This window comes from Acetobacter cerevisiae, from assembly GCF_001580535.1.
Classification (GTDB): domain Bacteria; phylum Pseudomonadota; class Alphaproteobacteria; order Acetobacterales; family Acetobacteraceae; genus Acetobacter; species Acetobacter cerevisiae.
On the sequence record NZ_LHZA01000146.1, the window covers coordinates 37,417 to 61,719 of the forward strand.

Consider the following 24,303-nt stretch of genomic DNA (forward strand, 5'->3'; position numbering starts at 1 on the left):
GCTTTGGGCGCATCACCTTACGGGACCTTGCGGGAGTGCTCGCAAAGAACCGAAAAAAACGATTTTTGGTTGGGTATCCGTCAGACTTCAGACGAAATAGACAGATCGTGAGATCTCACCCATACAGCCGCTTGGACGGAGCAAAACTCAACATCCGGGCTGATAAAAACGCCCACCGTGTGTGGGCGCCTCTGCCAGAGTGGCAGAAGAGACCGGCATGAAGAAGCCGGCCTCCCAAATCAAACTCTGAAAGCCTCAGGCTGCCAGATCGTGCGATTCCGTCACTTCCGGACGGGGGCCGCTGTCCTGGCCCTTCGCGCTGACATCGCGGTCGACCAGTTCGATCACAGCCATGTCGGCGGCATCGCCATAACGCATGCCAGCGCGCATCACGCGGGAATACCCACCGGTGCGGCCTTTGTAGCGTTCAGCAATCGCAGAGAACAGTTTCTTCACGATCACTTCGTCACGCAGCATGGCATAAGCCTGACGACGTGCATGCAGATCACCACGTTTGCCCAGCGTGATCAGCTTTTCGACGACGGGACGCAGTTCCTTCGCCTTGGGCAGAGTGGTCGTGATCTGCTCGTGTTTGATGAGAGCAACGGCCATGTTGCGAAACATTGCCGCGCGGTGAGAAGAGGTTACGCCGAGCTTTCTGCCGGCCATCCGGTGACGCATAGTTCAGTTCCTAGTCAGTAAGATATGGACTTAGAACGGCTCATCAAGCCGCTTTGCCAGATCTTCAATATTTTCCGGCGGCCAGGCCGGCACATTCATACCCAGAGAAAGCCCCATGGAGGTCAGGACTTCCTTGATCTCGTTCAGAGACTTACGCCCGAAGTTCGGAGTGCGCAGCATTTCCTGCTCGCTCTTCTGGACCAGGTCCCCGATATAGATGATGTTGTCGTTCTTCAGGCAGTTTGCGCTACGAACAGACAGTTCAAGTTCATCCACCTTGCGCAGCAGGTTACGGTTGAAGGGCAGGTCATCCTGCGGCTCTTCAGCCTGAACCGGACGCGGCTCGTCAAAGTTGATGAACAGCTGCAGCTGATCCTGAAGGATTCGGGCAGCAAGAGCAACAGCATCTTCCGGCGTGATGGCGCCGTTGGTTTCCACCGTCAGCAGCAGCTTATCAAAGTCGGTAACCTGCCCAACGCGGGTCGGCTCCACTTTGTAAGACACGCGCTTAACCGGAGAATAGATGGCATCAATCGGAATAAGACCGATCGGCGCATCTTCCGGACGGTTTGCAGCAGCAGGGACATAGCCCTTGCCCATGTTCACCACGAATTCCATGCCCAGCTTCACGCCGTCATCCAGCGTGCAGAGCACCAGGTCAGGATTCATGACTTCAATGTCATGCCCGGTCTGGATCTGGCCGGCACGCACTTCACCGGGGCCAGTCGCCGTCAGCACCATGCGCTTCGGCCCTTCACCATGCATACGCAGTGCAAGCTGTTTGATGTTCAGGACAATGTCCGTCACATCTTCGCGCACGCCAGCAACGGAAGAGAACTCATGCAGGACGCCGTCAATCTGCACGGCCGTAACAGCAGCCCCCTGCAGGGAAGACAACAGCACACGACGCAGGGCGTTGCCCAGAGTCATACCAAAACCGCGCTCAAGCGGTTCTGCCACAACTGTCGCAATACGTGTCGGTTCCACACCGGATTCGACTTCAAGCTTTTCGGGCTTGATCAGAGATTGCCAGTTTTTCTGAAGGACCAAGGTACCGGCCTTTCAATATGAAAAAACACTGCTGATGCAGCGATTTCTCAGAAAATTAACAGAACAGCGAAAAGACGGCGGCTACTGTAAGGTAGCCGCACAGCCTCAATGCTTAGACGCGACGACGCTTACGCGGGCGGCAACCGTTATGCGGCACCGGGGTCATGTCACGGATAGAGGTGATGGAAAAACCGACTGCCTGCAGAGCACGCAGAGCGCTCTCGCGCCCTGACCCAGGACCGGAGACTTCGATTTCCAGCGTTTCCATGCCGTGTTCACGGGCCTTGCGGCCTGCATCTTCAGCAGCAACCTGCGCCGCATACGGCGTAGACTTACGGGAGCCTTTGAAGCCCTGAGCACCAGCGGAAGACCAGGAAATTGCATTCCCCTGGGCATCAGAGATGGTGATCATGGTGTTGTTAAACGTGGACAGAACATGTGCCACGCCAGAAATAATGTTCTTGCGCTCTTTTTTACGAATACGCGGTGTAGCGGCTTTCGCCATTGTTTTCCTACCTCAGTCCCTGCCCAGAAGCCCGCAAAAGCCGTCCGGAGATCCTCAACAAATCAGATTAACGCGTGGCTTTCTTCTTACCAGCGATAGCCACAGCCTTACCCTTACGCGTACGGGCATTGGTGTGGGTTCTCTGACCATGCACCGGCAGACCGCGACGGTGACGAAGACCGCGATAGCAACCCAGATCCATCAGACGCTTGATGTTCATTGCGACTTCACGACGCAGATCACCTTCAACGCGATAGTCGGTGTCGATCACTTCACGCAGCTTTGCGATTTCGTCATCGCTCAGCTCGTTCACGCGCTTTGCATCGGCAATGCCGACTTTCTCGCAGATCTGAGCCGCTTTGGTTGCGCCAATTCCGTAAATATACTGAAGCCCGATAACAACCCGTTTGTTCGTCGGGACATTCACGCCGGCAATACGTGCCACGCTTTACACTCCTGTCGGTCCAACTCGCTGGTCGAACACTACTGGCATCCACATGGATGCATGATTTCAATCAGTGGCCGCGAAATATACCGGCCACCCGCACAAGTCAACGAAAACAGATCACTTTTTCGTGAGCTGTCACTTCCCAGCCATGACAGCTTCAATGTCTGCCGTGACCTGAGCGGTCGGAAGCATTCCATTAATTTTATAAAGCCGTCCGGTTTTTACGTAAAAAGGAAGAATCGGAGCCGTAAGATTCCGATACTCCTTCAGGCGCTCCACAACCGTTTCACGCTTGTCGTCCGCCCGACGCTTGAACTCATGGCTTCCGCACACATCACACTCGCCTTCCTTCTGGGGAGGCTTGGAGACTTCATTGTACGTCGCGCCACACTTGCTGCACGTAAAGCGGCCGGAGATTCGGTCTGCCAGAATGTCTTCATCAACATCCAGAAACAGAACCACATCTATTTTTTTATTTTCGGCAGACAGCATCTTATCCAGAGCATCCGCCTGCCCGAGCGTGCGCGGGAATCCATCCAGGATGAATCCTTTTGCACAATCAGGCTGCGCAATCCGGGAGTGCAGCATGGCAATAATCAGCTCATCAGGCACCAGTCGCCCGGCATCCATGAGTGATTTCGCCTGCTTCCCGATGTCAGACCCCCGGGCAACTTCTGCACGCAGCATGTCCCCCGTTGATATCTGCACCAGACCGTATTGCTCTTCCAGCCGCTTGGACTGCGTCCCCTTCCCGGCACCGGGAGGTCCCAGAAAAATAACGTTCATCGTCTGATAATCCTCTGCTTCTTGCCTCCACGGGAGCGCCGCATAAGCCCCTGATACTGGTGCGCAACAAGATGCGACTGCACCTGCGTCACGGTATCAATCGTGACTGACACGATAATGATCAGACTGGTGCCACCAAAGTAGAACGGCACGTTGTAACGACTGATCAGAATCTGCGGCAGCAGACACACAAGAACCATGTAGGCAGCGCCAATCGTCGTCAGGCGCGTCAGAATCTTATCAAAATAGGTTGCCGTCGCAGCACCGGGACGAATCCCGGGAATAAAGCCCCCCTGCTTGCGCAGGTTATCTGCCGTCTCAGCCGGATTAAACGTGACCGCCGCATAGAAATACGAGAAGAACACGATCATTGCTGCATAGAACAGCATATAGAGCGGCTGCCCCTGCCCCAGCTCTTCACCCAGAAACGAAAGCCATCCCGGCATGGATTTGCCGTTCATGAAGCCAGAAATCGTTACAGGGATCAGCAGCACAGATGATGCGAAAATCGGCGGGATTACGCCCGCTGTATTCACCTTGAGAGGCATATGGGTGGTATCCCCCCCAAACATCCTCTGCCCCATCTGACGCTTGGGGTACTGGATCACAACGCGTCGCTGTGCCTGCTCCATGAAGACGATGAACGTGATGGTCACCGCAGCCAGAACAAGAAACACCAACACAAAAAAGGGTGAAAGCGCGCCCGTATAGCCAAGCTGGAACAAGCTTGCCATCGCATGCGGCAGGTTTGCCACAATGCCGGCAAAGATAATCAGAGAGATCCCGTTCCCAACACCGCGGGAGGTAATCTGTTCACCCAGCCACATCAGGAACATGGTGCCACCCACCAGGGTGATCACGCAGGAAACCAGAAAGAACGCACCGGGATTAACAACCGCAGATCCAGCCGCGCTGTGCATGTTCTCAAGACCAACAGCAATGCCGTAAGCCTGAAACAAAGCAATAAACACAGTGAGATAGCGGGTGTACTGATTAAGCTTTTTCCGCCCCTGTTCACCCTCTTTTTTCAAGGCTTCCAGAGAAGGAACAGCCGTAGACATCAGCTGCACGATAATCGAGGCAGAGATGTAGGGCATGATATTCAGGGCAAAGACGGTCATACGCCCAAGCGCACCACCGGTGAACATGTTGAACATGCCCAGAATGCCACCCTGATGCTGGGCCAGCAACTGCCCCATAACCGTGGCATCCACACCCGGAACCGGAATGTAAGTACCAAGACGGTAAATGATCAGCGCACCAAGAGTGAACCAAATCCGCTTTTTGAGTTCGGTTGCCTTGGCAAAGGAGCCCACATTGAAGTTGGCAGCCAACTGTTCGGCCGCGGAAGCCATGCATCCGTCCTTTCACACAAACAGCGCCACCACGTAACGCGGGACGCTGTCATGATAGTCTAAGAGTTAACCCAGACCACATCTGGAGAGGCATCGACCAGAAGAACAGTACGAAACCGTCCTTCTGGCCAAAGCATCAGGATGCGCTGGCTTCAGCAGCCTTGGGAGCTACCAGGACCTTGATGGACCCGCCAGCTTTCTCAATAGCTGCCACTGCAGAAGCAGAAGCACCAGACACTTCGAACGTGACAGCGCGGGTCAGTTCGCCTTCAGCCAGAATGCGCACACCGGCATATTTGCCCGTGCCGATCAGACCAGCGTTCTTCAGCGTTTCTTCCGTCACAGCCGCGCCAGCTTCAAGCTTGCCTTCAGCAAAGGCTTTTTCAATGGTACCGAGGTTAATCGGAGCATAGACCTTGCGGAAGATGTTTTTGAAGCCGCGTTTCGGCAGACGACGATAGATCGGCAGCTGACCACCTTCAAAGCCGTTCAGGGACACGCCTTCACGTGCTTTCTGCCCCTTCACACCTCTACCGGAGGTCTTGCCTTTGCCAGAACCGATACCACGACCGAGACGCTTTTTGCGATAACGAGAGCCTTCGTTATCACGCAGTTCGTTCAGATTCATATCAATCCTCCACCTTCACAAGGTGGGCCACCTTACGGACCATACCGCGGGTTGAGGGGGTATCTTCCAACACCCGCTCACGACCGATCTTGTTCAGGCCGAGACCCACAAGGGTCTCTTTCTGACCAGGCTTGCGACCGTTGCCGGACGCAATCTGGGTGACTTTAAAGGTTTTCGCCTCAGACATCTGCAGCCTCCACAGCCGAAGCAGCCTGGTCGCGCTTACCGAAGATTTCAGCAACCTTCTTACCACGACGATTGGCAACAGAGCGCGGGCTTGCACACCGTTCCAGCGCCGAGAACGTCGCCTTCACCATGTTATGCGGGTTACGGGTCCCGAGGGACTTAGCAACCACATCATTGATGCCCAGGCTTTCGAAGACAGCGCGCATCGGGCCGCCAGCGATGATCCCCGTCCCTGCTTCCGCAGAGCGCAGGATCACTTTACCAGCACCGAAGTGACCAGCCACATCGTGATGCAGCGTACGGCCTTCCTTCATCGGCACGCGGATCATGCCACGTTTGGCACGTTCCGTAGCCTTACGGATGGCTTCCGGCACTTCACGGGCCTTACCAGCACCATACCCAACGCGGCCTTTCTGGTCGCCAACGACAACCAGAGCAGCGAAGGCAAAGCGCCGACCACCCTTAACAACCTTAGCAACGCGGTTGATGGTTACCAGCTTATCAACCAGTTCATCACCTTCGCGTTCACGATCACGGCCGCCTCGACCGCCTTCTCTTGGTTCACGAGCCATTACGTGATCCTTTCCTCAGAAGGAGAGACCGCCCTCACGGGCAGCCTCCGCCAGGGCTTTCACGCGCCCATGATAAAGATACGACCCCCTGTCGAAAACAACCTGGGAGACGCCTGCAGCCACAGCACGCTGCGCAACAAGTTTACCGACAGCGCCAGCGCTATCCTTGTTGGCACCGCTCTTCAGAGACGGACGAAGTTCTTTATCCAGGCTGGAAGCGGCAGCAAGGGTGCAGCCACGCACATCGTCAATGACCTGTGCATAGATGTTCTTGCCAGACCGGAAGACCGACAGACGCGGACGACCACCAGCCTTGCGACGGAGCTGAAAACGCAGGCGAGCACGCCGACGGTTCCGCAGTTCCTGCTGAGTGCTCATTATTTCTTCTTGCCTTCCTTGCGACGAATGGTTTCCGTCTCATAACGCACACCCTTGCCTTTGTAGGGCTCAGGTTTACGAAAACTGCGAATATCAAGAGCAACCTGACCAACACGCTGCTTGTCGATACCTTCGACAAGAATAGCTGTCGGACGCGGCGTGGAGATCTTGATACCCTGCGGGATCGGATAAACCACGTCGTGAGAATAGCCCAGGTTCATCACAAGATTAGAACCCTGCACTGCAGCGCGGTAACCAGTACCGTTAATCTCAAGAGCTTTTGAGAACCCTTCAGATACGCCTTTGATTGCTGTTGCAATCAGTGCGCGGGTTGTACCCCACATCATACGAGCCTGCGCTGCTGTCCCAACCGGACGCACCGCGACTTTCCCGTCTGAAATTTCCGCCTCAATGTGAGAGGAAAGCGGCAACGCGAGTTCGCCCAGCTTCCCTTTCGCCTTGAACACACCGTCTGCAATCGAGACAGTCACCCCGGCGGGAACATCAACGGGATATTTGCCTACACGTGACATTTATCCCTCCTCAGAACACGCGACAGAGGACTTCGCCGCCAACATTGGCAGCGCGAGCCTCGACATCAGACAGAACACCACGCGGTGTGGACAGGATCGAAACCCCGAGACCAGCACGCACACGCGGCAATTCTTTAATCTTGGAATACACACGGCGACCCGGGCGGGACACGCGATGAATTTCCTTAATAACCGGCTCGCCTTCGGAATACTTCAGCTCGATATGGAGCTGAGTGATGCCTTTGCGAATCTCTTCGTGTGAATAGCCACGGATGTAGCCTTCACGCTGCAGGGCATCGAGAACATTCGAACGCAGCTTGGAAGCCGGCGACACACAGGACACGTGACGTGCACGCTGTGCGTTACGAATACGGGTGAGCATATCACCCAGCGGATCAGAAAGTGACATTGTGCGCCCTTACCAGCTAGCTTTGACCAGGCCCGGGATCTGCCCGTTTGAAGCCAGATCACGCAGTGCGATACGGCACAGCTCAAACTTGCGGTAGTTACCGCGAGAGCGCCCCGTAAGTTTGCAACGGAGACGCACGCGAACACGTGAACCATTCCGCGGCAGTTCAGCCAGCTTTAAAGACGCATCAAACCGATCTTCTACAGGAAGCGAGCGGTCCATGACGATGTTTTTCAGCGCCGCACGCTTTTCCTTGTCCCGCGCAGCCATGCGTGTCCGCTTGGCATTACGCGTGATGGCAGAAGTCTTAGCCATATATTTTTATCCTCCGGAACCCTTCGAAAACCTTCGACGGTTTTCCAAGACAACAACACCTGGTGACAGATAACCTATTTCACTCAGGCAGCAAAGGGCAGATCGAATGCTTTAAGAAGCGCCTTAGCTTCCGCATCCGTCTTTGCACTGGTCACGAACACCACGTCCATCCCACGAACTTCGTCCACTTTATCGTAGTCGATTTCCGGGAAAACGAGCTGCTCTTTCAGACCGAGAGCAAAGTTACCGCGTCCGTCAAATCCCTTGTTTGCCGGCAGACCACGGAAATCGCGAATGCGGGGCATTGCGATCGTGACCAGACGGTCAAGGAATTCATACATCTGCGCACGACGCAGCGTAACTTTACAACCAATCGGCAGACCTTCACGGATCTTAAAGCCCGCGATTGCTTTTTTAGCAACAGTCTTGACCGGCTTCTGACCTGCAATCAGCGTCATTTCAGCAACAGCAGCGTCCAGTTTCTTCTGGTCGCCCGCAGCTTCACCAACGCCCATATTCAGGACAATTTTTTCCAGCCGAGGAACCTGCATGATATTTTTGTAACCGAACTGCTCGCGCAGCTTGGCACGCAGTTCGGCTTCATAACGTTCCTGCATACGAGGAACGGAACGAACGCCCTTAGACTCACTCATTCTCGCCCCCTCAGCCTTCAATCACTTCGCCGGTTGCTTTCGCAACACGAACTTTCCGTCCGTCTTCAAGAACGCGGAACCCAACGCGGGTCGGCTTCTTGGAGGCCGGATCGATCAGTTTCAGATTTGACAGATGAATCGGGGCTTCACGCGTGATGATGCCGCCCTCTTCACCCATGCGCGTTGCTTTCTGATGACGCTTGATCATTGCAACGCCACGCACAATCGCACGATTTTCAGCCGGGCGGACGGAAAGAACTTCACCCTGGGTCCCTTTGGAGGAACCGCTGATGACAACAACCGTATCGCCTTTTTTAATGCGAGCAGCCATTTATAGAACCTCCGGCGCCAGAGAGATAATTTTCATGAACTTGCGCGCACGCAGTTCACGAACAACCGGGCCGAAGATACGGGTGCCGATCGGCTCCTGCTGCTTGTTAATCAGCACAGCAGCATTCTTATCGAAACGGATGGCGCTCCCGTCGGGGCGACGAACCGGATAAGAGGTACGCACGATAACAGCTTGGTGTACGTCGCCTTTTTTCACCTTCCCGCGGGGGATGGCTTCCTTGACAGACACGACGATCACGTCGCCGACCGAGGCGGATTTCCGTTTGGAACCGCCCAGCACCTTGATGCACTGCACCTGACGCGCACCAGAATTGTCGGCCACGTCGAGGTTGGTCTCGGGATGGATCATGATCTAGATATCCTTACCTTACGCCGACACGCCAGCGGAGGACGCATCAACAACCTCACCGTTGCGTGCCACCACGGCCCACGTCTTGCGCCGGGAAATCGGTGTGCATTCGATGATGCGCACGGTATCGCCCACTTTGCAGACATTCTCTTCATCATGCGCTGCATATTTCTTAGAGCGACGGATGAACTTCTTATACAGCGGATGCATGACGCGACGATCGACAAGAACCGTTACGGTCTTGTCCATCTTGTCGCTGGTCACACGTCCGGTAAGGACGCGCCTTGGCATCGTCCAACTCCCTTCAGGAAATGGCAGCAGATGTTTTCGCACCTGCCGCAGACTTCTCAGTATTCTGCGCGACGATCGTTTTGATGCGCGCAATTTCACGACGGACCACACGAATGCGGCTCTGGCCTTCGTTCTGCCCGGTTGCCTGCTGGAACCGGAGATTGAGCTGTTCGCGCTTCAGTTCGAGCAGAAGCGCGTTCAGTTCATCGGCCGTTTTGGCACGCAGGTCAGCGGGCTTTGTTGCCTTCGCCATCTTACGCATCTCCAATTCGGGTCACAAATTTCGTCTTAATCGGCAGCTTTGCTGCACCGAGAGCCAGCGCTTCACGCGCGATCTCGGGCGGCACGCCTTCGATTTCAAACAAAATGCGACCGGGTTTCACACGGGCCACCCAGTATTCGGGAGATCCCTTGCCCGACCCCATACGCACTTCTGCAGGCTTTGTCGAGACCGGAAGGTCAGGGAAAATACGAATCCACACGCGACCTGCACGTTTCATCGCCCTGGTGATAGCCCGACGAGAGGCTTCAATCTGCCGTGCGGTGATACGTTCGGGCTGAAGAGCCTTCAGACCAAACGTACCGAAGTTGAGCGTCGTACCGCTTTTGGCCAGGCCGTGAATACGACCTTTGTGAGCCTTACGGAATTTAGTTCGCTTCGGAGAGAGCATTGTCTTCTATCCTTCGCCTCAGCGCTGAGGGGCCTGCTCGGCCGCCCGGCGGTCCTGAGCCAGTGGGTCATGGGCCAGGATCTCACCTTTGAAGATCCACACCTTCACACCGCAAGCGCCATACGTGGTCTGTGCAGTAGCCGTCCCGTAATCGATATCAGCACGGAGCGTATGCAGCGGCACACGACCTTCACGATACCATTCGATACGAGCGATTTCTGCGCCACCCAGACGACCGGAACAGTTGATCCGGATCCCCTGTGCACCCAGACGCATAGCGGACTGCACGGCGCGCTTCATGGCGCGACGGAAAGCCACACGACGTTCGAGCTGCTGAGCAATGTTGTCAGCCACCAGAGTTGCGTCGATTTCCGGCTTGCGGATCTCAACAATGTTGAGAGCCACTTCCGTACCGGCCATTTTGGTCAGCTCTTTGCGCAGAGCATCGATGTCCTGGCCTTTTTTACCGATCACAACGCCCGGACGAGCCGCATAGATGGTAACGCGCGGCTTTTTAGCCGGGCGTTCGATCACAACGCGGGACACGCCAGCACCAGACAGCTTGCGACGCAGGAAAGCGCGCAGCTTCAGGTCTTCGTGCAGCAGACGAGAATAGTCGGAGTCAGCGTACCAACGGCTATCCCAGGTGCGATTGATTCCGAGCCGCAGCCCGATTGGATTGACTTTATGTCCCATACGTCAGGCCGCCTTCTGCTCAGGAGAAGCTGCTTCGGGCTCCGGAGCCCGCTCGGCAACAACAATCTTCAGATGGCTGAAGAACTTTTCCACACGGGCGGAACGACCACGGCCACGCGCATGGAAACGACGCATGACAATAGACTTTCCGACCTCAGCCGTCTTCACAACCAGCTGGTCAACGTCCAGCTGATGATTGTTCTCGGCATTAGCAATCGCACTTTCCAGGGTCTTTTTGACTTCCTGGGCAATGCGACGCTTGGAGAACGTCAAGGTTGCGACAGCCTGAGACGCAGGCTTGTTGCGGATAAGACCCGCAACAAGGTTCAACTTGCGGGGACTAACCCGGATGTTGCGCGTAATCGCCTGCGCTTCTGTTTCCGCGAGCGTGCGCGGATGCTTCGGCTTGCTCATCTTAGCCCCGCTTCGACTTCTTGTCGGCCCCATGCCCGTGGAATGTACGGGTGGGAGAAAATTCGCCGAACTTGTGTCCGACCATATTCTCCGTCACCTGCACGGGCAGGAACTTCTGACCATTATAAACACCGAACGTCAAACCAACGAACTGCGGAAGGATCGTAGAACGACGTGACCAGATCTTGATCACTTCATTACGACCCGACGCGCGGGACGTTTCAGCTTTGCTCAGCAGATACCCGTCGACGAACGGGCCTTTCCAGACGGAACGTGCCATCTTCTATTGCCCCTTACTTGCCGGTCTTCCGACGACGGATAATCAGACTGTCCGTACGCTTGTTGACCCGAGTTTTGTAACCTTTGGTAGGCTTGCCCCACGGCGTAACCGGATGACGGCCACCAGAGGTGCGGCCTTCACCACCACCATGCGGATGGTCGACCGGGTTCATCACAACACCGCGGTTATGCGGACGACGACCCAGCCAGCGCGCACGGCCAGCCTTACCCATGTGCTGGTTCATGTTGTCCGGGTTGGAGACTGCCCCAACCGTGGCCATGCATTCACCGCGCACAACACGCAGTTCACCAGACTGCAGCTTGATCTGTGCATAGCCGGCATCTTTACCAACCAGCTGTGCATACGTCCCGGCAGAGCGGGCCAGCTTGCCACCAGCACCCTGCTTCAGTTCGATGTTATGCACGATCGTGCCAACCGGGATGGATGCCAGCGGCATCGCGTTACCCGGCTTGATGTCAACACGTGTGCCAGCGATGACATTGTCACCAACTTTCAGACGCTGCGGTGCCAGGATGTAAGCCAGCTCACCGTCTTCGTACTTCACCAGCGCGATGAAGGCGGTACGGTTGGGGTCATATTCCAGACGCTCAACCGTGCCCAGCACATCAAATTTACGACGCTTGAAGTCGACATAACGGTAAGACTGCTTGTGCCCGCCGCCACGGAAACGAGACGTAGTGCGACCGTTATTGTTACGACCACCCGTCTTGTTTTTGCCTTCCGTCAGCTGCTTGACCGGCTTACCCTTCCAGAGGTCGGAACGATCGATCAGAACCGTACCACGAAGGCTCGGCGTGACGGGATTAAAGTGCTTCAGTGCCATTTGTTCCTACCCCACGTCACGCCAGTTTGGCGGTAAGGTCGATGGACTGACCTTCCGCAAGCTGGACGAACGCCTTCTTGATATCAGAACGCTGCCCCAGACGCCCCTTGAAGCGCTTGGTCTTGCCCTTCTGGACAAGCGTGTTAACGCCAACGACCTTGACGCCGAACAGTGTTTCCACAGCCACTTTGATTTCAGGCTTGGTTGCAGAGATCGCAACCTTGAAAGCAACCTGATTTTTCTCTGAAAGCGCAGTTGCCTTCTCGGTGATCAGCGGAGAACGAACAATGTCGTACATCGCTTCCCGAGAAAGACGCTCGGCTTTCTTGCGCAGAGCAAGAATGTTCGTCATGCCAGGCGCTCCTTCAGACCCTCGAGGCCAGCCTGGGTAATTGCCAGGACCTCGTGATTAAGAATGTCATAAACGTTGGCACCGATTGTCGGCAGGACATCAATGCGCGGCAGGTTGCTTGCTGCGCGCAGGAAGTCTTCATCAACAGCGGCGTCAACAATCAGGGCAGACGTCCAGCCAAGCGTTTTCAGCTTTGCAGCCAGTTCGCTCGTGCGTGCCACACCAGAAGCAGACTGAAGAACAACCAGCTTGCCTTCTTTTGCCTTCTGGGACAGCGCAGAAATCAGACCCAGACGACGCACCTTCTTGGGAAGGTCGTAGCCATGATCACGCACAACCGGACCATGGACAGCGCCACCGGTACGATACTGCGGCGCACGGAGAGAACCCTGACGGGCGCTACCGGTGCCTTTCTGGCGGTACGGCTTCTTGGTCGTGCCGGACACTTCGCCCATGCCTTTGACCTTATGCGTACCAGCGCGGCGCTTAGCCAACTGCCAGTGCACAACACGCGCCATGATGTCATTGCGCGGTGCTACGGAGAACAGCGCCTCGGGGAGCGTTGCAGAACCTGCGGTGCCGTTATCAAGCGTTTTGATTTCGATTTCCATGACCTCAGCCCTCCGCCGTCACGAGAGCGGCCGGGTAAGGCGCATCGACATGGCGGGCTTTTTTAATCGCATCACGGACCAGAACGACACCGTTTTTAGCTCCGGGAACGGAACCACGGATCATGATCAGGTTCTTTTCCGGATCGATCGCAGCAATTTCAAGATTCAGCGTGGTAATACGCTCATCGCCAAGGTGGCCAGCCATCTTCTTGTTCTTGAAGGTCTTGCCGGGATCCTGACGGTTACCGGTAGAACCATGTGAACGGTGAGAGATGGATACGCCGTGGGAGGCTTCCAGACCGGCAAAGTTCCAGCGCTTCATGGCGCCTGCGAACCCTTTACCCTTGCTGGTGCCTGTCACGTCGACTTTCTGCCCCACAACAAAGTGAGCTGCGGACAGAGAAGCACCGATGTCCAGCGTAGCATCGTCAGCTACACGGAATTCAGCCAGCTTCTTCTTCGGCTCTACCTTTGTGCGGGCAAAATGGCCGCGGTTCGGCTTAGAGACATTTTTTACCTTGGCTTTGCCCATACCCAGCTGAACGGCTGTGTAGCCATCCCGCTCCTGGGTGCGGACATCAACCACCTGCACGGAATCCACATGCAGGACGGTAACGGGCACATGTGTGCCATCTTCCTTGAACAGTCGGGACATGCCCAACTTTTTTGCGATCAATCCGGTGCGCATCGTCTGGACCTTAAAGTTTGATCTCGACATCCACGCCAGCGGCGAGGTCGAGTTTCATGAGAGCGTCCACGGTCTGCGGAGTCGGCTCGACAATATCGAGCAGGCGGCGATGAGTCCGAATTTCGAACTGTTCGCGGCTCTTCTTATCCACGTGGGGAGAGCGGTTCACTGTAAACCGCTCGATATGCGTCGGCAGCGGGATAGGACCCCGAACCCGCGCACCCGTACGCTTCGCCGTATTGACGATCTCTTTCGTGCTGTTATCGAGAACACGATGATCGTACGCCTTCAGGCGAATGCGGATGTTCTGGTTGTCCATTGTTTCTTAGTCCAACACTTTACTGGTCCGGGGTAACCCGGCCGCCAAGTAAGACCCCGGCCGAAGACTCAGCCGGGGCCATCCAGTCCTAGGCTTCTAACCGATTACTCGGTGATAGAAGCAACCACGCCGGCACCAACGGTGCGGCCACCTTCGCGAATAGCGAAACGCAGGCCTTCATCCATGGCGATCGGAGCGATCAGTTCAACATCCATGGCGCAGTTATCGCCAGGCATGACCATTTCCGTACCTTCCGGCAGGTGAACAACGCCGGTGACGTCGGTCGTGCGGAAATAGAACTGCGGACGATAGTTGGTGAAGAACGGCGTGTGACGGCCACCTTCATCCTTCGTCAGGATGTAAGCTTCAGCTTTGAACTTCTTATGCGGGGTGATGGAGCCCGGCTTAGCCAGAACCTGACCACGCTCAACATCTTCACGCTTCGTGCCACGCACCAGCGCACCGATGTTGTCACCAGCTTCACCACGATCGAGCAGCTTGCGGAACATTTCAACGCCCGTAACGGTCGTCTTAACGGTGTCCTTCAGGCCGACGATTTCAACTTCGTCACCCACGTTCACAACGCCACGCTCGACACGGCCCGTCACCACGGTGCCACGACCGGAGATGGAGAACACGTCTTCGATCGGCATCAGGAACGGACGGTCAACCGGACGTTCCGGCTGCGGGATGTAGGAGTCGACCGCATCCATCAGATCCTTAACGCGGTTTTCACCGACTTCTGGATCACCATCTTCCAGAGTTACCAGAGCGGAACCCTTGATGATGGGGATATCGTCGCCAGGGAACTGATAGGAAGACAGAAGTTCACGAACTTCCATTTCAACCAGCTCAAGCAGTTCCGGATCATCAACCTGATCAACTTTGTTCAGGAAGACAACCAGAGCCGGCACACCGACCTGACGAGCGAGCAGGATGTGCTCACGGGTCTGCGGCATCGGACCATCAGCTGCGGAAACCACGAGGATAGCGCCGTCCATCTGCGCTGCACCCGTGATCATGTTCTTCACGTAGTCAGCATGTCCGGGGCAGTCGACGTGCGCGTAGTGACGCTTGTCGGTTTCATATTCCACGTGAGCCGTGGAGATGGTGATCCCACGAGCGCGCTCTTCCGGAGCCGCATCGATCTGGTCGTATGCTTTAAAGTCAGCACCACCGGATTTTGCCAGCATCTTCGTGATAGCAGCCGTCAGAGACGTCTTGCCATGGTCAACGTGACCGATGGTGCCGATGTTGCAGTGCGGTTTATTCCGCTCAAATTTAGCCTTAGCCATTTCTCTACTCCATACCCCGAAAACTTATCGGGATGCAGTTTTTAATAAGTCCGCCCCCACTCCACAAGGAGTGAATGCCACACCTAAAAGATTACCAGCGATAGTGGCTGAATGCCTTGTTGGCTTCGGCCATACGATGGGTATCTTCACGCTTCTTTACAGCAGCGCCACGGTTATTCACAGCGTCCATCAGTTCGTTGGACAACCGGTCCTGCATGGTGTTCTCGCCCCGTTTGCGGGAAGCGTCGATCACCCAGCGGATGGCCAGCGCCTGACGGCGCTCAGTGCGAACTTCAACAGGCACCTGATAGGTCGCACCACCAACGCGGCGAGAGCGAACTTCTACTGCAGGCTTAACGTTATCCAGAGCATTGTGGAACAATGCGACCGGATCTGCAGAAGCTCCACTCCGGCGAACCATCGCCTCGAGAGCTCCATAAACAATCCTCTCCGCAGTGGATTTTTTGCCATCATACATCAGAGCGTTCATGAAACGCGTAATGACAATATCTCCGAACTTCGGATCAGGAAGAATCTCACGCTTAACAGCGCGGTGACGGCGGCTCATACCTTAACTTCCTCTTACTTCGGACGCTTCGCGCCGTAGAGCGAACGCCGCTGACGACGCTTAGCAATACCCTGGGTATCCAGGACACCGCGAAGGATGTGATAACGCACACCCGGAAGATCCTTTACACGACCCCCACGGATAAGCACGACGCTATGTTCCTGAAGGTTGTGGCCTTCACCCGGAATATAACTCACCACCTCATAGCCGTTCGTCAGACGCACCTTTGCAACTTTACGCAGTGCGGAGTTCGGCTTTTTAGGCGTCGTCGTATAAACACGGGTGCAAACACCACGTTTCTGGGGGCAACTCTGCAGCGCGGGCACTTTGTTGCGCTTGACTGCAGGCTTGCGCCCCTTGGCAATGAGCTGGTTGATGGTCGGCATGCGCCTTTCCCGATCCTTACACAGTTCGGCCGGCTAACCTTTTTATCGGCTGCCGACTGTCATTTGAAAAACCCACCAGGCAACAACACCCGTGTGGGGCTATCTAGGCATCCGGCTCTAACTTTCCAGAGAAAGCCAACCGCATGCTTACACAAGAATTACGAATTTACCTCCGCTCCGGCACGGGAGCAGAAGCTGAGGGCTGCTAACTACCTCTCCCCCCCCCTTAAGTCAAGCGGGGTACGCGATTCTCGACCGCGAAAAGAAGAAAGAAGCCCTCACATAAAAAGAAAGGGACCAGAGCATAGCCCTGATCCCTCCTCTTCTAACGTCTTAATGACGCCTGCTCTTTACTCGGCAGCAGACCGCCCGACGCGCTGACGATCCTGAGACGCTGCGATTGCCCGCAGACGGTTCATGACGCTCCCCGTACCAGCCGGGATCAGACGACCGACAATGACGTTCTCTTTCAGACCATTCAGGGTATCCACCTTCCCTGCCGTTGCAGCCTCTGTCAGGACACGTGTGGTCTCTTGGAAGGATGCAGCAGAGATGAAGGACTGGGTCTGCAGAGAGGCCTTGGTAATACCCTGCAGCACCGGCATAGCAAGCGCAGGGCGCTCCCCAGCATTCATGCGCTTGGTATTCTCGGTCTCATACTCAATCCGATCAACGGTTTCGCCAATGAGATACGTCGTATCACCAGGCTCCAGAATTTCGACCTTCTGGAGCATCTGACGGACGATGACTTCAATGTGCTTATCGTTAATCTTCACGCCCTGCAGACGATACACATCCTGAATTTCGTTCACGAGGTAGTCGGACAGAGCCTCAACCCCCATGACTTTCAGAATGTCATGCGGCACGCGGGGACCATCAACCAGCGGATCGCCCTTCTCGACGAAGTCGCCTTCCTGAACGGACACGTGCTTGCCTTTGGGGATCAGATATTCGGTCTCTTCACCCGTCTCATCGTTCTTCACGATAACGCGGCGCTTGGACTTGTAATCCTTCCCAAACTCAACACGGCCTTCCATTTCCGCGATAATCGCATGGTCTTTCGGGCGACGGGCTTCGAAAAGCTCGGCCACACGCGGCAGACCACCGGTAATATCACGGGTCTTGGACCCTTCACGCGGCAGACGTGCCAGCACGTCACCCGCATGAACTTCTGCGCCGTTTTCAACAGACAGAAGTGATTCAGGCGGCAGGAAGTAACGGGCATCGTTGCCGTTATCTAGCTTGATCACGTCGCCCTTGGCGTCCTTCAGCTGCAAGCGCGGACGCAGATCAACGCCCTTCCCTGCCTGCTTGTAGTCCACCACGGTCTTGGCAGTCAGGCCCGTCACTTCATCCATACGCTCGACAAGCGTGATGGAGTCGATCAGGTCAAGATACTCAACCTTACCAGCCTTCTCGGTGATGATCGGCAGGGTGTAGGGGTCCCACTCGGCCAGTTTCTGAGCGCGTGTGACTTCCGCACCTTCCGTCGTCAGCAAACGAGCACCATACGGCACACGATAGCGGGCTTTTTCGACCCCAGCTTCGTCCGTCAGCAGGATTTCACAGTTACGGGCCATGACAACTGGCACGCCCTGACTGTTCTGCACAACGTTGCGGTTACGAATAACCACTTTGCCGTCACGAGACGCTTCGATCATGGACTGCTCAGCACCACGCTGCGCCGCACCACCAATATGGAAGGTACGCATGGTCAGCTGAGTGCCCGGCTCACCGATGGACTGGGCGGCAATAACACCGACAGCTTCACCAATGTTGACCGGCGTGCCTCGTGCAAGGTCACGGCCATAGCAGTGGCCACACACGCCAACGCGGCTGTCACAGGTCAGCACAGAGCGGATCTGAACCGTTTCCACGCCGGATGCTTCAATGCGTTCAGCATCGGCTTCGTCGATCAGGCAGTTGCGCGGCGCAACAACCTCACCAGAAGCCGGATCGATCACGTCTGCAGCCAGTGTCCGGCCGAGGATCCGTTCGGACAGAGAGGAAACAACCTCACCGCCATCCATCACCGCACGAATGGTCAGGCCGCGCTCGGTGCCGCAATCATTTTCGACAATGATGCAGTCCTGCGCCACGTCGACCAGACGACGCGTCAGATAACCGGAGTTTGCGGTCTTCAGAGCGGTATCGGCCAGACCCTTACGTGCACCATGGGTAGACGTAAAGTAATCGAGAACCGAGAGACCTTCTTTAAAGTTCGCAATAATCGGCTGTTCAATAATCTCACCAGACGGCTTGGCCATCAGGCCACGCATACCAGCAAGCTGCTTCATCTGCGCCGGTGACCCACGAGCCCCGGAATGGCTCATCATCCACACAGAGTTGATGGGCTTACCGACTTCCTGACGGGAAATCTCTTTGGTCATCGCAGCCTGGACTTCGTCCGTGCAGCGAGACCAGGCATCCACCACCTTGTTGTAGCGTTCGCCAGCCGTGATCAGACCATCCTGATACTGCTGTTCGAATTCCTTCACTTCAGCCGCCGTGCGGTCAACCAGCACTTTCTTTTCAGCCGGGATGATCATGTCATCCTTACCGAAGGAAATACCGGCTTTTGCAGCGTGACGGAAACCAAGTGCCATCAGACGGTCACAGAAAATCACCGCTTCTTTCTGGCCACAGTGACGATAGACCGTATCAATAACGTCAGACACGGCTTTCTTGGTCAGCTGCTTGTTGATCAGCGAGAACGGAATGGCTTCGCTCTTCGGCAGGATCTGAGCAATCAGCACACGACCCGGAGTGGTCACAACCGTTTCATGGTGCTTCTTGCCGTCTGCATCGATCGTCTCGAAACGGGCACGGATCTTATCGTGCAGCTTCAGGACGCCGGCATTCAGAGCGTATTCCACTTCACCGATGGACGAGAAGGACGGCGCACCTTTGGTCGTCAATTTACCAGTGGTGTCGTCATACTCGTTGCGATCCGGCGTCACACCGAATTCAGGCGTTTCGAGGCTGAGGTAATACAGACCAAGAACAATGTCCTGAGACGGCACGATAATCGGCTTACCGTTTGCCGGGCTGAGAATGTTGTTGGTGGACATCATCAGCACACGTGCTTCAAGCTGGGCTTCGAGGCTCAGCGGCACGTGCACAGCCATCTGGTCACCGTCGAAGTCCGCGTTGAACGCAGTACAAACGAGCGGATGCAGCTGGATGGCCTTACCTTCAACCAGCACAGGCTCAAACGCCTGAATGCCGAGACGGTGAAGGGTCGGTGCGCGGTTCAGCATCACGGGATGCTCGCGGATGACCTCTTCAAGGATATCCCAGACTTCCGGACGCTCTTTTTCAACCATGCGCTTTGCAGCTTTAATGGTTGTGGCGTGGCCGTATTTTTCCAGCTTGGAGTAGATGAACGGCTTGAACAGTTCCAGCGCCATCTTCTTGGGAAGACCGCACTGGTGCAGCTTCATTTCCGGGCCAACCACGATGACCGAACGGCCAGAATAGTCAACGCGCTTACCAAGAAGGTTCTGACGGAAGCGGCCCTGCTTGCCTTTCAGCATGTCGGACAGAGACTTCAGCGGACGCTTGTTGGCACCGGTAATGGCACGGCCACGGCGGCCGTTGTCAAACAGGGCATCAACAGCTTCCTGAAGCATACGCTTTTCGTTACGCACGATAATATCGGGCGCACGCAGCTCCATCAGACGCTTGAGACGGTTATTACGGTTGATAACGCGACGATACAGATCGTTCAGATCAGACGTAGCGAAGCGACCACCATCGAGCGGCACCAGCGGACGCAGTTCCGGCGGAATGACGGGAACCAGATCAAGGATCATCCACTCAGGGCGGGAACCGCTTTCTGAGAAGGCCTCAATCAGCTTCAGACGTTTGACAAGCTTCTTACGCTTGGCTTCAGACGTCGTCTCTTTCAGTTCCTGACGCAGTTCGACCTTTTCGGCATCACAGTCGATGCGTTCAAGCACCTTCTTGATGGCCTCAGCGCCGATCCCGACTTCAATCCCTTCTTCGCCATATTCATCCATGGCGTCGAGATACTGTTCTTCCGTCAGCAGAGAATACTGCTTGAGCGGAGACGTGCCGGGTTCAAGAACCAGATAGTTCTCGAAATACAGAACCTTTTCGAGGTCTTTCAGCGTCATATCGACCATCAGACCGATACGGCTCGGAAGAGACTTCAGGAACCAGATATGGGCAACAGGGCTGGCCAGCTGGATGTGACCCATCCGCTCGCGCCGCACTTTTGCGAGGGTGACTTCAACGCCGCATTTTTCACAGACAATACCGCGGAACTTCATCCGCTTGTATTTGCCGCACAGGCATTCGTAGTCCTTAATCGGGCCAAAAATACGTGCGCAGAACAGACCATCACGCTCCGGCTTGAATGTCCGGTAGTTGATTGTCTCGGGCTTCTTGATTTCACCAAACGACCAGGACCGGATCTGCTCAGGCGATGCGAGCTGAATCTTGATCTGGTCGAAGGTCATCGCCTGGCCGGTCTGGCCAAGAATTTTCATGAGTTCATTCATGTGCCGAAGCCCCCAAAGGGAAATGAGGAGCCGGAATCGTCATTCCGGCCTCCCCCTCAAAATAAAAACGGATCGTGCTGCTAAGGGTCACCTTTATTTGGCCCCCTGCTCCAGCTCAACATTCAGGCCAAGGGACTTCAGCTCCTTGATTAGAACGTTAAAGCTTTCCGGAATACCGGCTTCAAAGTCATCCTGCTCACGCACAATGGCTTCGTAGACCTTGGTTCGACCGGACACGTCATCCGATTTCACCGTCAGCATTTCCTGCAGCGTATACGCAGCACCATAGGCTTCCAGAGCCCAGACTTCCATTTCACCAAAGCGCTGACCACCGAACTGCGCCTTACCACCCAGCGGCTGCTGGGTCACAAGGGAGTACGGACCGATGGAACGAGCATGGATCTTATCATCCACAAGGTGATGCAGCTTGAGCATGTAGATGTAACCAACCGTGGTCTTACGCTCAAACGGCTCGCCCGTGCGCCCGTCAATCAGCTGAGACTGACCGGATTTATGAACACCGGCTTTTTCAAGCATGGCTTCAATATCCGGGATGGAGGCCCCATCGAACACCGGCGTTGCAATCGGCACGCCCTTGCGCAGATTGTTGCACAGCTCGGTCAGCTCGCGGTTGTCCATGTCGGCAATGGCTTCGTCATAGATATTCTGCCCATACACGTCTTTCAGACGATCCAGCAGTTCCTGACGCTTTTCACCAGTGCGCTGGTATTCATCCACCAGTTCACCAATGCCACGACCAAGGTTGGCGCAAGCCCAGCCAAGATGCGTTTCCAGAATCTGCCCCACGTTCATACGTGACGGCACACCCAGCGGGTTCAGCACGATATCCACAGACGTGCCATCTTCCAGGAAGGGCATGTCTTCAACAGGCACCACGCGAGAAACCACACCCTTGTTCCCGTGACGACCGGCCATTTTGTCACCCGGCTGCAGCTTACGCTTCACCGCGACAAACACCTTGACCATCTTCATCACGCCGGGCGGCAGTTCATCACCGCGCTGAAGCTTTTCAACCTTACTTTCAAAGCGAGCCTGAATTTTTGCCACAGAGGCATCAAATTCACGACGCAGCGTTTCCAGCTCAGCCATGACCTCATCAGACGCCACAACAATGTTGCGCCATGTGCCACGGAGGTTTTCGTCCAGAACTTCGTCCGTAATCACGGTGCCGGAGCGAATACCCTTGAAGCCGGCGCCAGCGGTCTGATCAAGCAGCTTTTCACGCAGACGGCTGTAGAAGGAGCGTTCCTGAATGGCGCGCTCGTCATCACGGTCCTTGGACAGACGTTCGATTTCGGCGCGTTCAATCGCCATTGCACGTTCGTCCTTGTCCACGCCACGGCGTGAGAACACGCGGACGTCAACAATGGTGCCCGTCGTGCCGGGCGGCAGACGCAGAGACGTGTCACGCACGTCAGACGCTTTTTCACCGAAGATGGCGCGCAGAAGTTTTTCTTCCGGCGTCATCGGGCTTTCACCCTTCGGCGTGACCTTACCGATGAGGATATCACCGGGGTTCACTTCAGCACCGACGTAAACGATACCGGCTTCGTCCAGGTTACGCAGCGCTTCTTCACCCACGTTGGGGATATCACGCGTGATTTCTTCCTGACCCAGCTTGGTATCACGCGCCATGACTTCGAATTCCTCGATATGGATCGAGGTAAACACGTCATCCTTCGCAATACGTTCGGAGATCAGGATGGAATCTTCGAAGTTGTAACCGTTCCAGGGCATGAACGCGACAAGCGTGTTACGGCCCAGAGCCAGTTCACCCAGCTCCGTGGACGGACCATCGGCAATGATGTCACCAGCGCGAACCGTATCCCCAACATGCACCAGCGGACGCTGGTTGATGCAGGTGGACTGGTTGGAGCGGGAGTATTTCCGCAGACGATAGATATCAACGCCCTGCGTGGCCCCATTCTCATCGGTTGCACGCACAACAATACGAGCACCGTCGATCTGATCCACAATACCCTGACGACGGGCAACAATTGTTGCACCGGAGTCATGAGCCACTGCGGCTTCCATCCCTGTGCCAACCAGCGGCGCATCAGAGCGCACCAGCGGCACAGCCTGACGCTGCATGTTGGAACCCATCAGTGCACGGTTCGCGTCATCGTTCTCAAGGAACGGAATGAGCGCTGCAGCGACGGAAACCAGCTGCTTGGGAGAAACGTCACAAGCCGTCACTTCGGTCGGCGGCACGAGACGGAAGTCCCCGCCACGACGCACGGACACCAGATCACCCGTCAGGGTGCCATCAGCATCCTGCTTGGCGTCGGCCTGTGCCACCACCAGCTTTTCTTCTTCCATGGCGGAAAGATATTTCCAGCCATCCTGAAGAACGCCGTCCTTTACCAGGCGATACGGCGTTTCAATAAAGCCGTATTTGTTCACCTTGGCGTAAGTGGAGAGAGAGTTGATCAGACCGATGTTCGGGCCTTCCGGCGTTTCAATCGGGCAGATACGGCCATAGTGGGTCGGATGAACGTCACGGACTTCAAAGCCTGCGCGCTCACGTGTCAGACCACCCGGGCCAAGTGCTGAGAGACGACGCTTATGCGTGACTTCAGACAGCGGGTTGGTCTGATCCATGAACTGGCTCAGCTGGGAAGACCCGAAGAATTCACGCACAGCAGCAGCAGCAGGCTTCGCGTTGATCAGATCATGCGGCATGACCGTATCAATATCGACGGAGCCCATACGCTCACGAATAGCGCGTTCCATACGCAGCAGGCCAACGCGATACTGGTTTTCCATCAGTTCACCAACCGAGCGAACACGGCGGTTACCAAGGTTATCAATATCGTCGACCTGACCGCGGCCGTCCTTCAGTTCACACATCACCTTGATGGTGCGCAGGATGTCTTCCTTGCGCAGCACGCGCACGGTATCCGGCACATCGATATCAAGGCGCATGTTCATCTTCACACGACCGACCGAAGAGAGGTCATAACGGTCGGGATCGAAGAACAGACCATGGAACATGGCGTCAGCGGTTTCAGCCGTCGGCGGCTCACCCGGACGCATGACGCGGTAGATGTCGATCAGTGCTTCATCACGCGCGGTGTTCTTATCAACCGTCAGCGTGTTGCGGATCCACGGACCCTTGGCAGCATCAATCGCCAGAACCGGC

At 55.7% G+C, this 24,303-nt stretch carries 32 protein-coding genes; all 32 read right to left on the reverse strand.

Annotated elements, in window-relative coordinates:
• Positions 1-255: 255 nt before the first annotated feature.
• Positions 256-681, reverse strand: coding sequence for a 50S ribosomal protein L17 (gene rplQ / locus AD928_RS08430; RefSeq protein ID WP_043552274.1), 426 nt, complete (start codon positions 679-681; stop codon positions 256-258).
• 30 nt (positions 682-711) lie between these two features.
• The gene (locus AD928_RS08435; RefSeq protein ID WP_043552272.1) at positions 712-1,731 is read right to left on the reverse strand and encodes a DNA-directed RNA polymerase subunit alpha; all 1,020 of its coding nucleotides are present in this window, start codon (positions 1,729-1,731) and stop codon (positions 712-714) included.
• Positions 1,732-1,843: 112 nt separating this feature from the next.
• Positions 1,844-2,236: a 30S ribosomal protein S11 gene (gene rpsK, locus AD928_RS08440; protein WP_006557780.1), complete on the reverse strand. Its 393-nt coding sequence runs from the start codon at positions 2,234-2,236 to the stop codon at positions 1,844-1,846.
• A 67-nt stretch (positions 2,237-2,303) separates the two neighbouring features.
• Positions 2,304-2,681, reverse strand: coding sequence for a 30S ribosomal protein S13 (gene rpsM / locus AD928_RS08445; RefSeq protein ID WP_025826479.1), 378 nt, complete (start codon positions 2,679-2,681; stop codon positions 2,304-2,306).
• Between the two features lie 138 nt (positions 2,682-2,819).
• Positions 2,820-3,470, reverse strand: a complete 651-nt coding sequence (locus AD928_RS08450; protein ID WP_062249794.1) for an adenylate kinase — start codon at positions 3,468-3,470, stop codon at positions 2,820-2,822.
• Positions 3,467-4,825 carry a preprotein translocase subunit SecY gene (gene secY, locus AD928_RS08455; protein ID WP_061509094.1) on the reverse strand — a complete coding sequence of 453 codons (1,359 nt, stop codon included), beginning with the start codon at positions 4,823-4,825 and terminating at the stop codon, positions 3,467-3,469. Before secY ends, AD928_RS08450 begins: the two co-directional genes overlap by 4 nt.
• Positions 4,826-4,961: 136 nt before the next feature.
• Positions 4,962-5,453, reverse strand: a complete 492-nt coding sequence (rplO, locus tag AD928_RS08460) for a 50S ribosomal protein L15 (RefSeq protein WP_043552267.1) — start codon at positions 5,451-5,453, stop codon at positions 4,962-4,964.
• A 1-nt stretch (position 5,454) separates the two neighbouring features.
• The gene (rpmD, locus tag AD928_RS08465) at positions 5,455-5,640 is read right to left on the reverse strand and encodes a 50S ribosomal protein L30 (protein ID WP_043552264.1); all 186 of its coding nucleotides are present in this window, start codon (positions 5,638-5,640) and stop codon (positions 5,455-5,457) included.
• On the reverse strand, positions 5,633-6,211 hold the full coding sequence (rpsE, locus tag AD928_RS08470; protein WP_061490106.1) for a 30S ribosomal protein S5: 579 nt from the start codon (positions 6,209-6,211) through the stop codon (positions 5,633-5,635). The genes rpmD and rpsE overlap by 8 nt, the downstream gene beginning before the upstream one ends.
• Positions 6,212-6,226: 15 nt before the next feature.
• A complete protein-coding gene (gene rplR, locus AD928_RS08475; RefSeq protein ID WP_043552261.1) occupies positions 6,227-6,589 on the reverse strand; it encodes a 50S ribosomal protein L18 in 363 nt (120 codons plus the stop codon).
• On the reverse strand, positions 6,589-7,122 hold the full coding sequence (rplF, locus tag AD928_RS08480) for a 50S ribosomal protein L6 (RefSeq protein WP_061509092.1): 534 nt from the start codon (positions 7,120-7,122) through the stop codon (positions 6,589-6,591). Before rplF ends, rplR begins: the two co-directional genes overlap by 1 nt.
• A 10-nt stretch (positions 7,123-7,132) precedes the next feature.
• Positions 7,133-7,531, reverse strand: a complete 399-nt coding sequence (gene rpsH / locus AD928_RS08485; RefSeq protein WP_025826465.1) for a 30S ribosomal protein S8 — start codon at positions 7,529-7,531, stop codon at positions 7,133-7,135.
• A gap of 9 nt (positions 7,532-7,540) precedes the next feature.
• The gene (gene rpsN / locus AD928_RS08490; RefSeq protein WP_025826462.1) at positions 7,541-7,846 is read right to left on the reverse strand and encodes a 30S ribosomal protein S14; all 306 of its coding nucleotides are present in this window, start codon (positions 7,844-7,846) and stop codon (positions 7,541-7,543) included.
• Between the two features lie 83 nt (positions 7,847-7,929).
• The gene (rplE, locus tag AD928_RS08495) at positions 7,930-8,499 is read right to left on the reverse strand and encodes a 50S ribosomal protein L5 (RefSeq protein ID WP_061509091.1); all 570 of its coding nucleotides are present in this window, start codon (positions 8,497-8,499) and stop codon (positions 7,930-7,932) included.
• A gap of 10 nt (positions 8,500-8,509) precedes the next feature.
• Positions 8,510-8,830 carry a 50S ribosomal protein L24 gene (rplX, locus tag AD928_RS08500; protein WP_043552253.1) on the reverse strand — a complete coding sequence of 107 codons (321 nt, stop codon included), beginning with the start codon at positions 8,828-8,830 and terminating at the stop codon, positions 8,510-8,512.
• Complete coding sequence (rplN, locus tag AD928_RS08505) at positions 8,831-9,199, reverse strand: 50S ribosomal protein L14 (protein WP_006557767.1); 369 nt, start codon at positions 9,197-9,199, stop codon at positions 8,831-8,833.
• Between the two features lie 18 nt (positions 9,200-9,217).
• Positions 9,218-9,490 (reverse strand): 30S ribosomal protein S17, encoded by a 273-nt coding sequence (rpsQ, locus tag AD928_RS08510; protein ID WP_043552251.1) that lies wholly within the window; start codon positions 9,488-9,490, stop codon positions 9,218-9,220.
• Between the two features lie 13 nt (positions 9,491-9,503).
• Entirely contained in the window at positions 9,504-9,743 is a 240-nt protein-coding gene (gene rpmC / locus AD928_RS08515; protein ID WP_061509090.1) for a 50S ribosomal protein L29, read from the reverse strand.
• A gap of 1 nt (position 9,744) precedes the next feature.
• On the reverse strand, positions 9,745-10,161 hold the full coding sequence (gene rplP, locus AD928_RS08520) for a 50S ribosomal protein L16 (RefSeq protein ID WP_025826454.1): 417 nt from the start codon (positions 10,159-10,161) through the stop codon (positions 9,745-9,747).
• Between the two features lie 18 nt (positions 10,162-10,179).
• Positions 10,180-10,857: a 30S ribosomal protein S3 gene (gene rpsC, locus AD928_RS08525; RefSeq protein WP_043552247.1), complete on the reverse strand. Its 678-nt coding sequence runs from the start codon at positions 10,855-10,857 to the stop codon at positions 10,180-10,182.
• Positions 10,858-10,860: 3 nt separating this feature from the next.
• On the reverse strand, positions 10,861-11,271 hold the full coding sequence (rplV, locus tag AD928_RS08530; RefSeq protein WP_043552246.1) for a 50S ribosomal protein L22: 411 nt from the start codon (positions 11,269-11,271) through the stop codon (positions 10,861-10,863).
• A gap of 1 nt (position 11,272) precedes the next feature.
• Entirely contained in the window at positions 11,273-11,551 is a 279-nt protein-coding gene (rpsS, locus tag AD928_RS08535) for a 30S ribosomal protein S19 (protein WP_025826448.1), read from the reverse strand.
• Between the two features lie 13 nt (positions 11,552-11,564).
• On the reverse strand, positions 11,565-12,395 hold the full coding sequence (gene rplB, locus AD928_RS08540; protein WP_043552244.1) for a 50S ribosomal protein L2: 831 nt from the start codon (positions 12,393-12,395) through the stop codon (positions 11,565-11,567).
• A 16-nt stretch (positions 12,396-12,411) separates the two neighbouring features.
• Positions 12,412-12,747: a 50S ribosomal protein L23 gene (locus AD928_RS08545; RefSeq protein ID WP_043552242.1), complete on the reverse strand. Its 336-nt coding sequence runs from the start codon at positions 12,745-12,747 to the stop codon at positions 12,412-12,414.
• Entirely contained in the window at positions 12,744-13,358 is a 615-nt protein-coding gene (gene rplD, locus AD928_RS08550) for a 50S ribosomal protein L4 (protein WP_062249796.1), read from the reverse strand. The genes AD928_RS08545 and rplD overlap by 4 nt, the downstream gene beginning before the upstream one ends.
• A 4-nt stretch (positions 13,359-13,362) precedes the next feature.
• A complete protein-coding gene (gene rplC, locus AD928_RS08555; RefSeq protein WP_043552239.1) occupies positions 13,363-14,046 on the reverse strand; it encodes a 50S ribosomal protein L3 in 684 nt (227 codons plus the stop codon).
• 10 nt (positions 14,047-14,056) lie between these two features.
• Positions 14,057-14,365 (reverse strand): 30S ribosomal protein S10, encoded by a 309-nt coding sequence (gene rpsJ / locus AD928_RS08560; RefSeq protein ID WP_007282720.1) that lies wholly within the window; start codon positions 14,363-14,365, stop codon positions 14,057-14,059.
• 104 nt (positions 14,366-14,469) lie between these two features.
• Positions 14,470-15,660, reverse strand: a complete 1,191-nt coding sequence (gene tuf / locus AD928_RS08565; protein WP_062249798.1) for an elongation factor Tu — start codon at positions 15,658-15,660, stop codon at positions 14,470-14,472.
• A gap of 91 nt (positions 15,661-15,751) precedes the next feature.
• Entirely contained in the window at positions 15,752-16,228 is a 477-nt protein-coding gene (rpsG, locus tag AD928_RS08570) for a 30S ribosomal protein S7 (RefSeq protein WP_043552235.1), read from the reverse strand.
• Positions 16,229-16,242: 14 nt separating this feature from the next.
• Positions 16,243-16,614: a 30S ribosomal protein S12 gene (gene rpsL, locus AD928_RS08575; RefSeq protein WP_025826436.1), complete on the reverse strand. Its 372-nt coding sequence runs from the start codon at positions 16,612-16,614 to the stop codon at positions 16,243-16,245.
• Between the two features lie 350 nt (positions 16,615-16,964).
• On the reverse strand, positions 16,965-21,140 hold the full coding sequence (rpoC, locus tag AD928_RS08580) for a DNA-directed RNA polymerase subunit beta' (protein WP_062141830.1): 4,176 nt from the start codon (positions 21,138-21,140) through the stop codon (positions 16,965-16,967).
• Positions 21,141-21,233: 93 nt separating this feature from the next.
• A partial coding sequence (gene rpoB / locus AD928_RS08585; RefSeq protein ID WP_062249801.1) for a DNA-directed RNA polymerase subunit beta occupies positions 21,234-24,303 on the reverse strand: 3,070 nt, incomplete at its 5' end.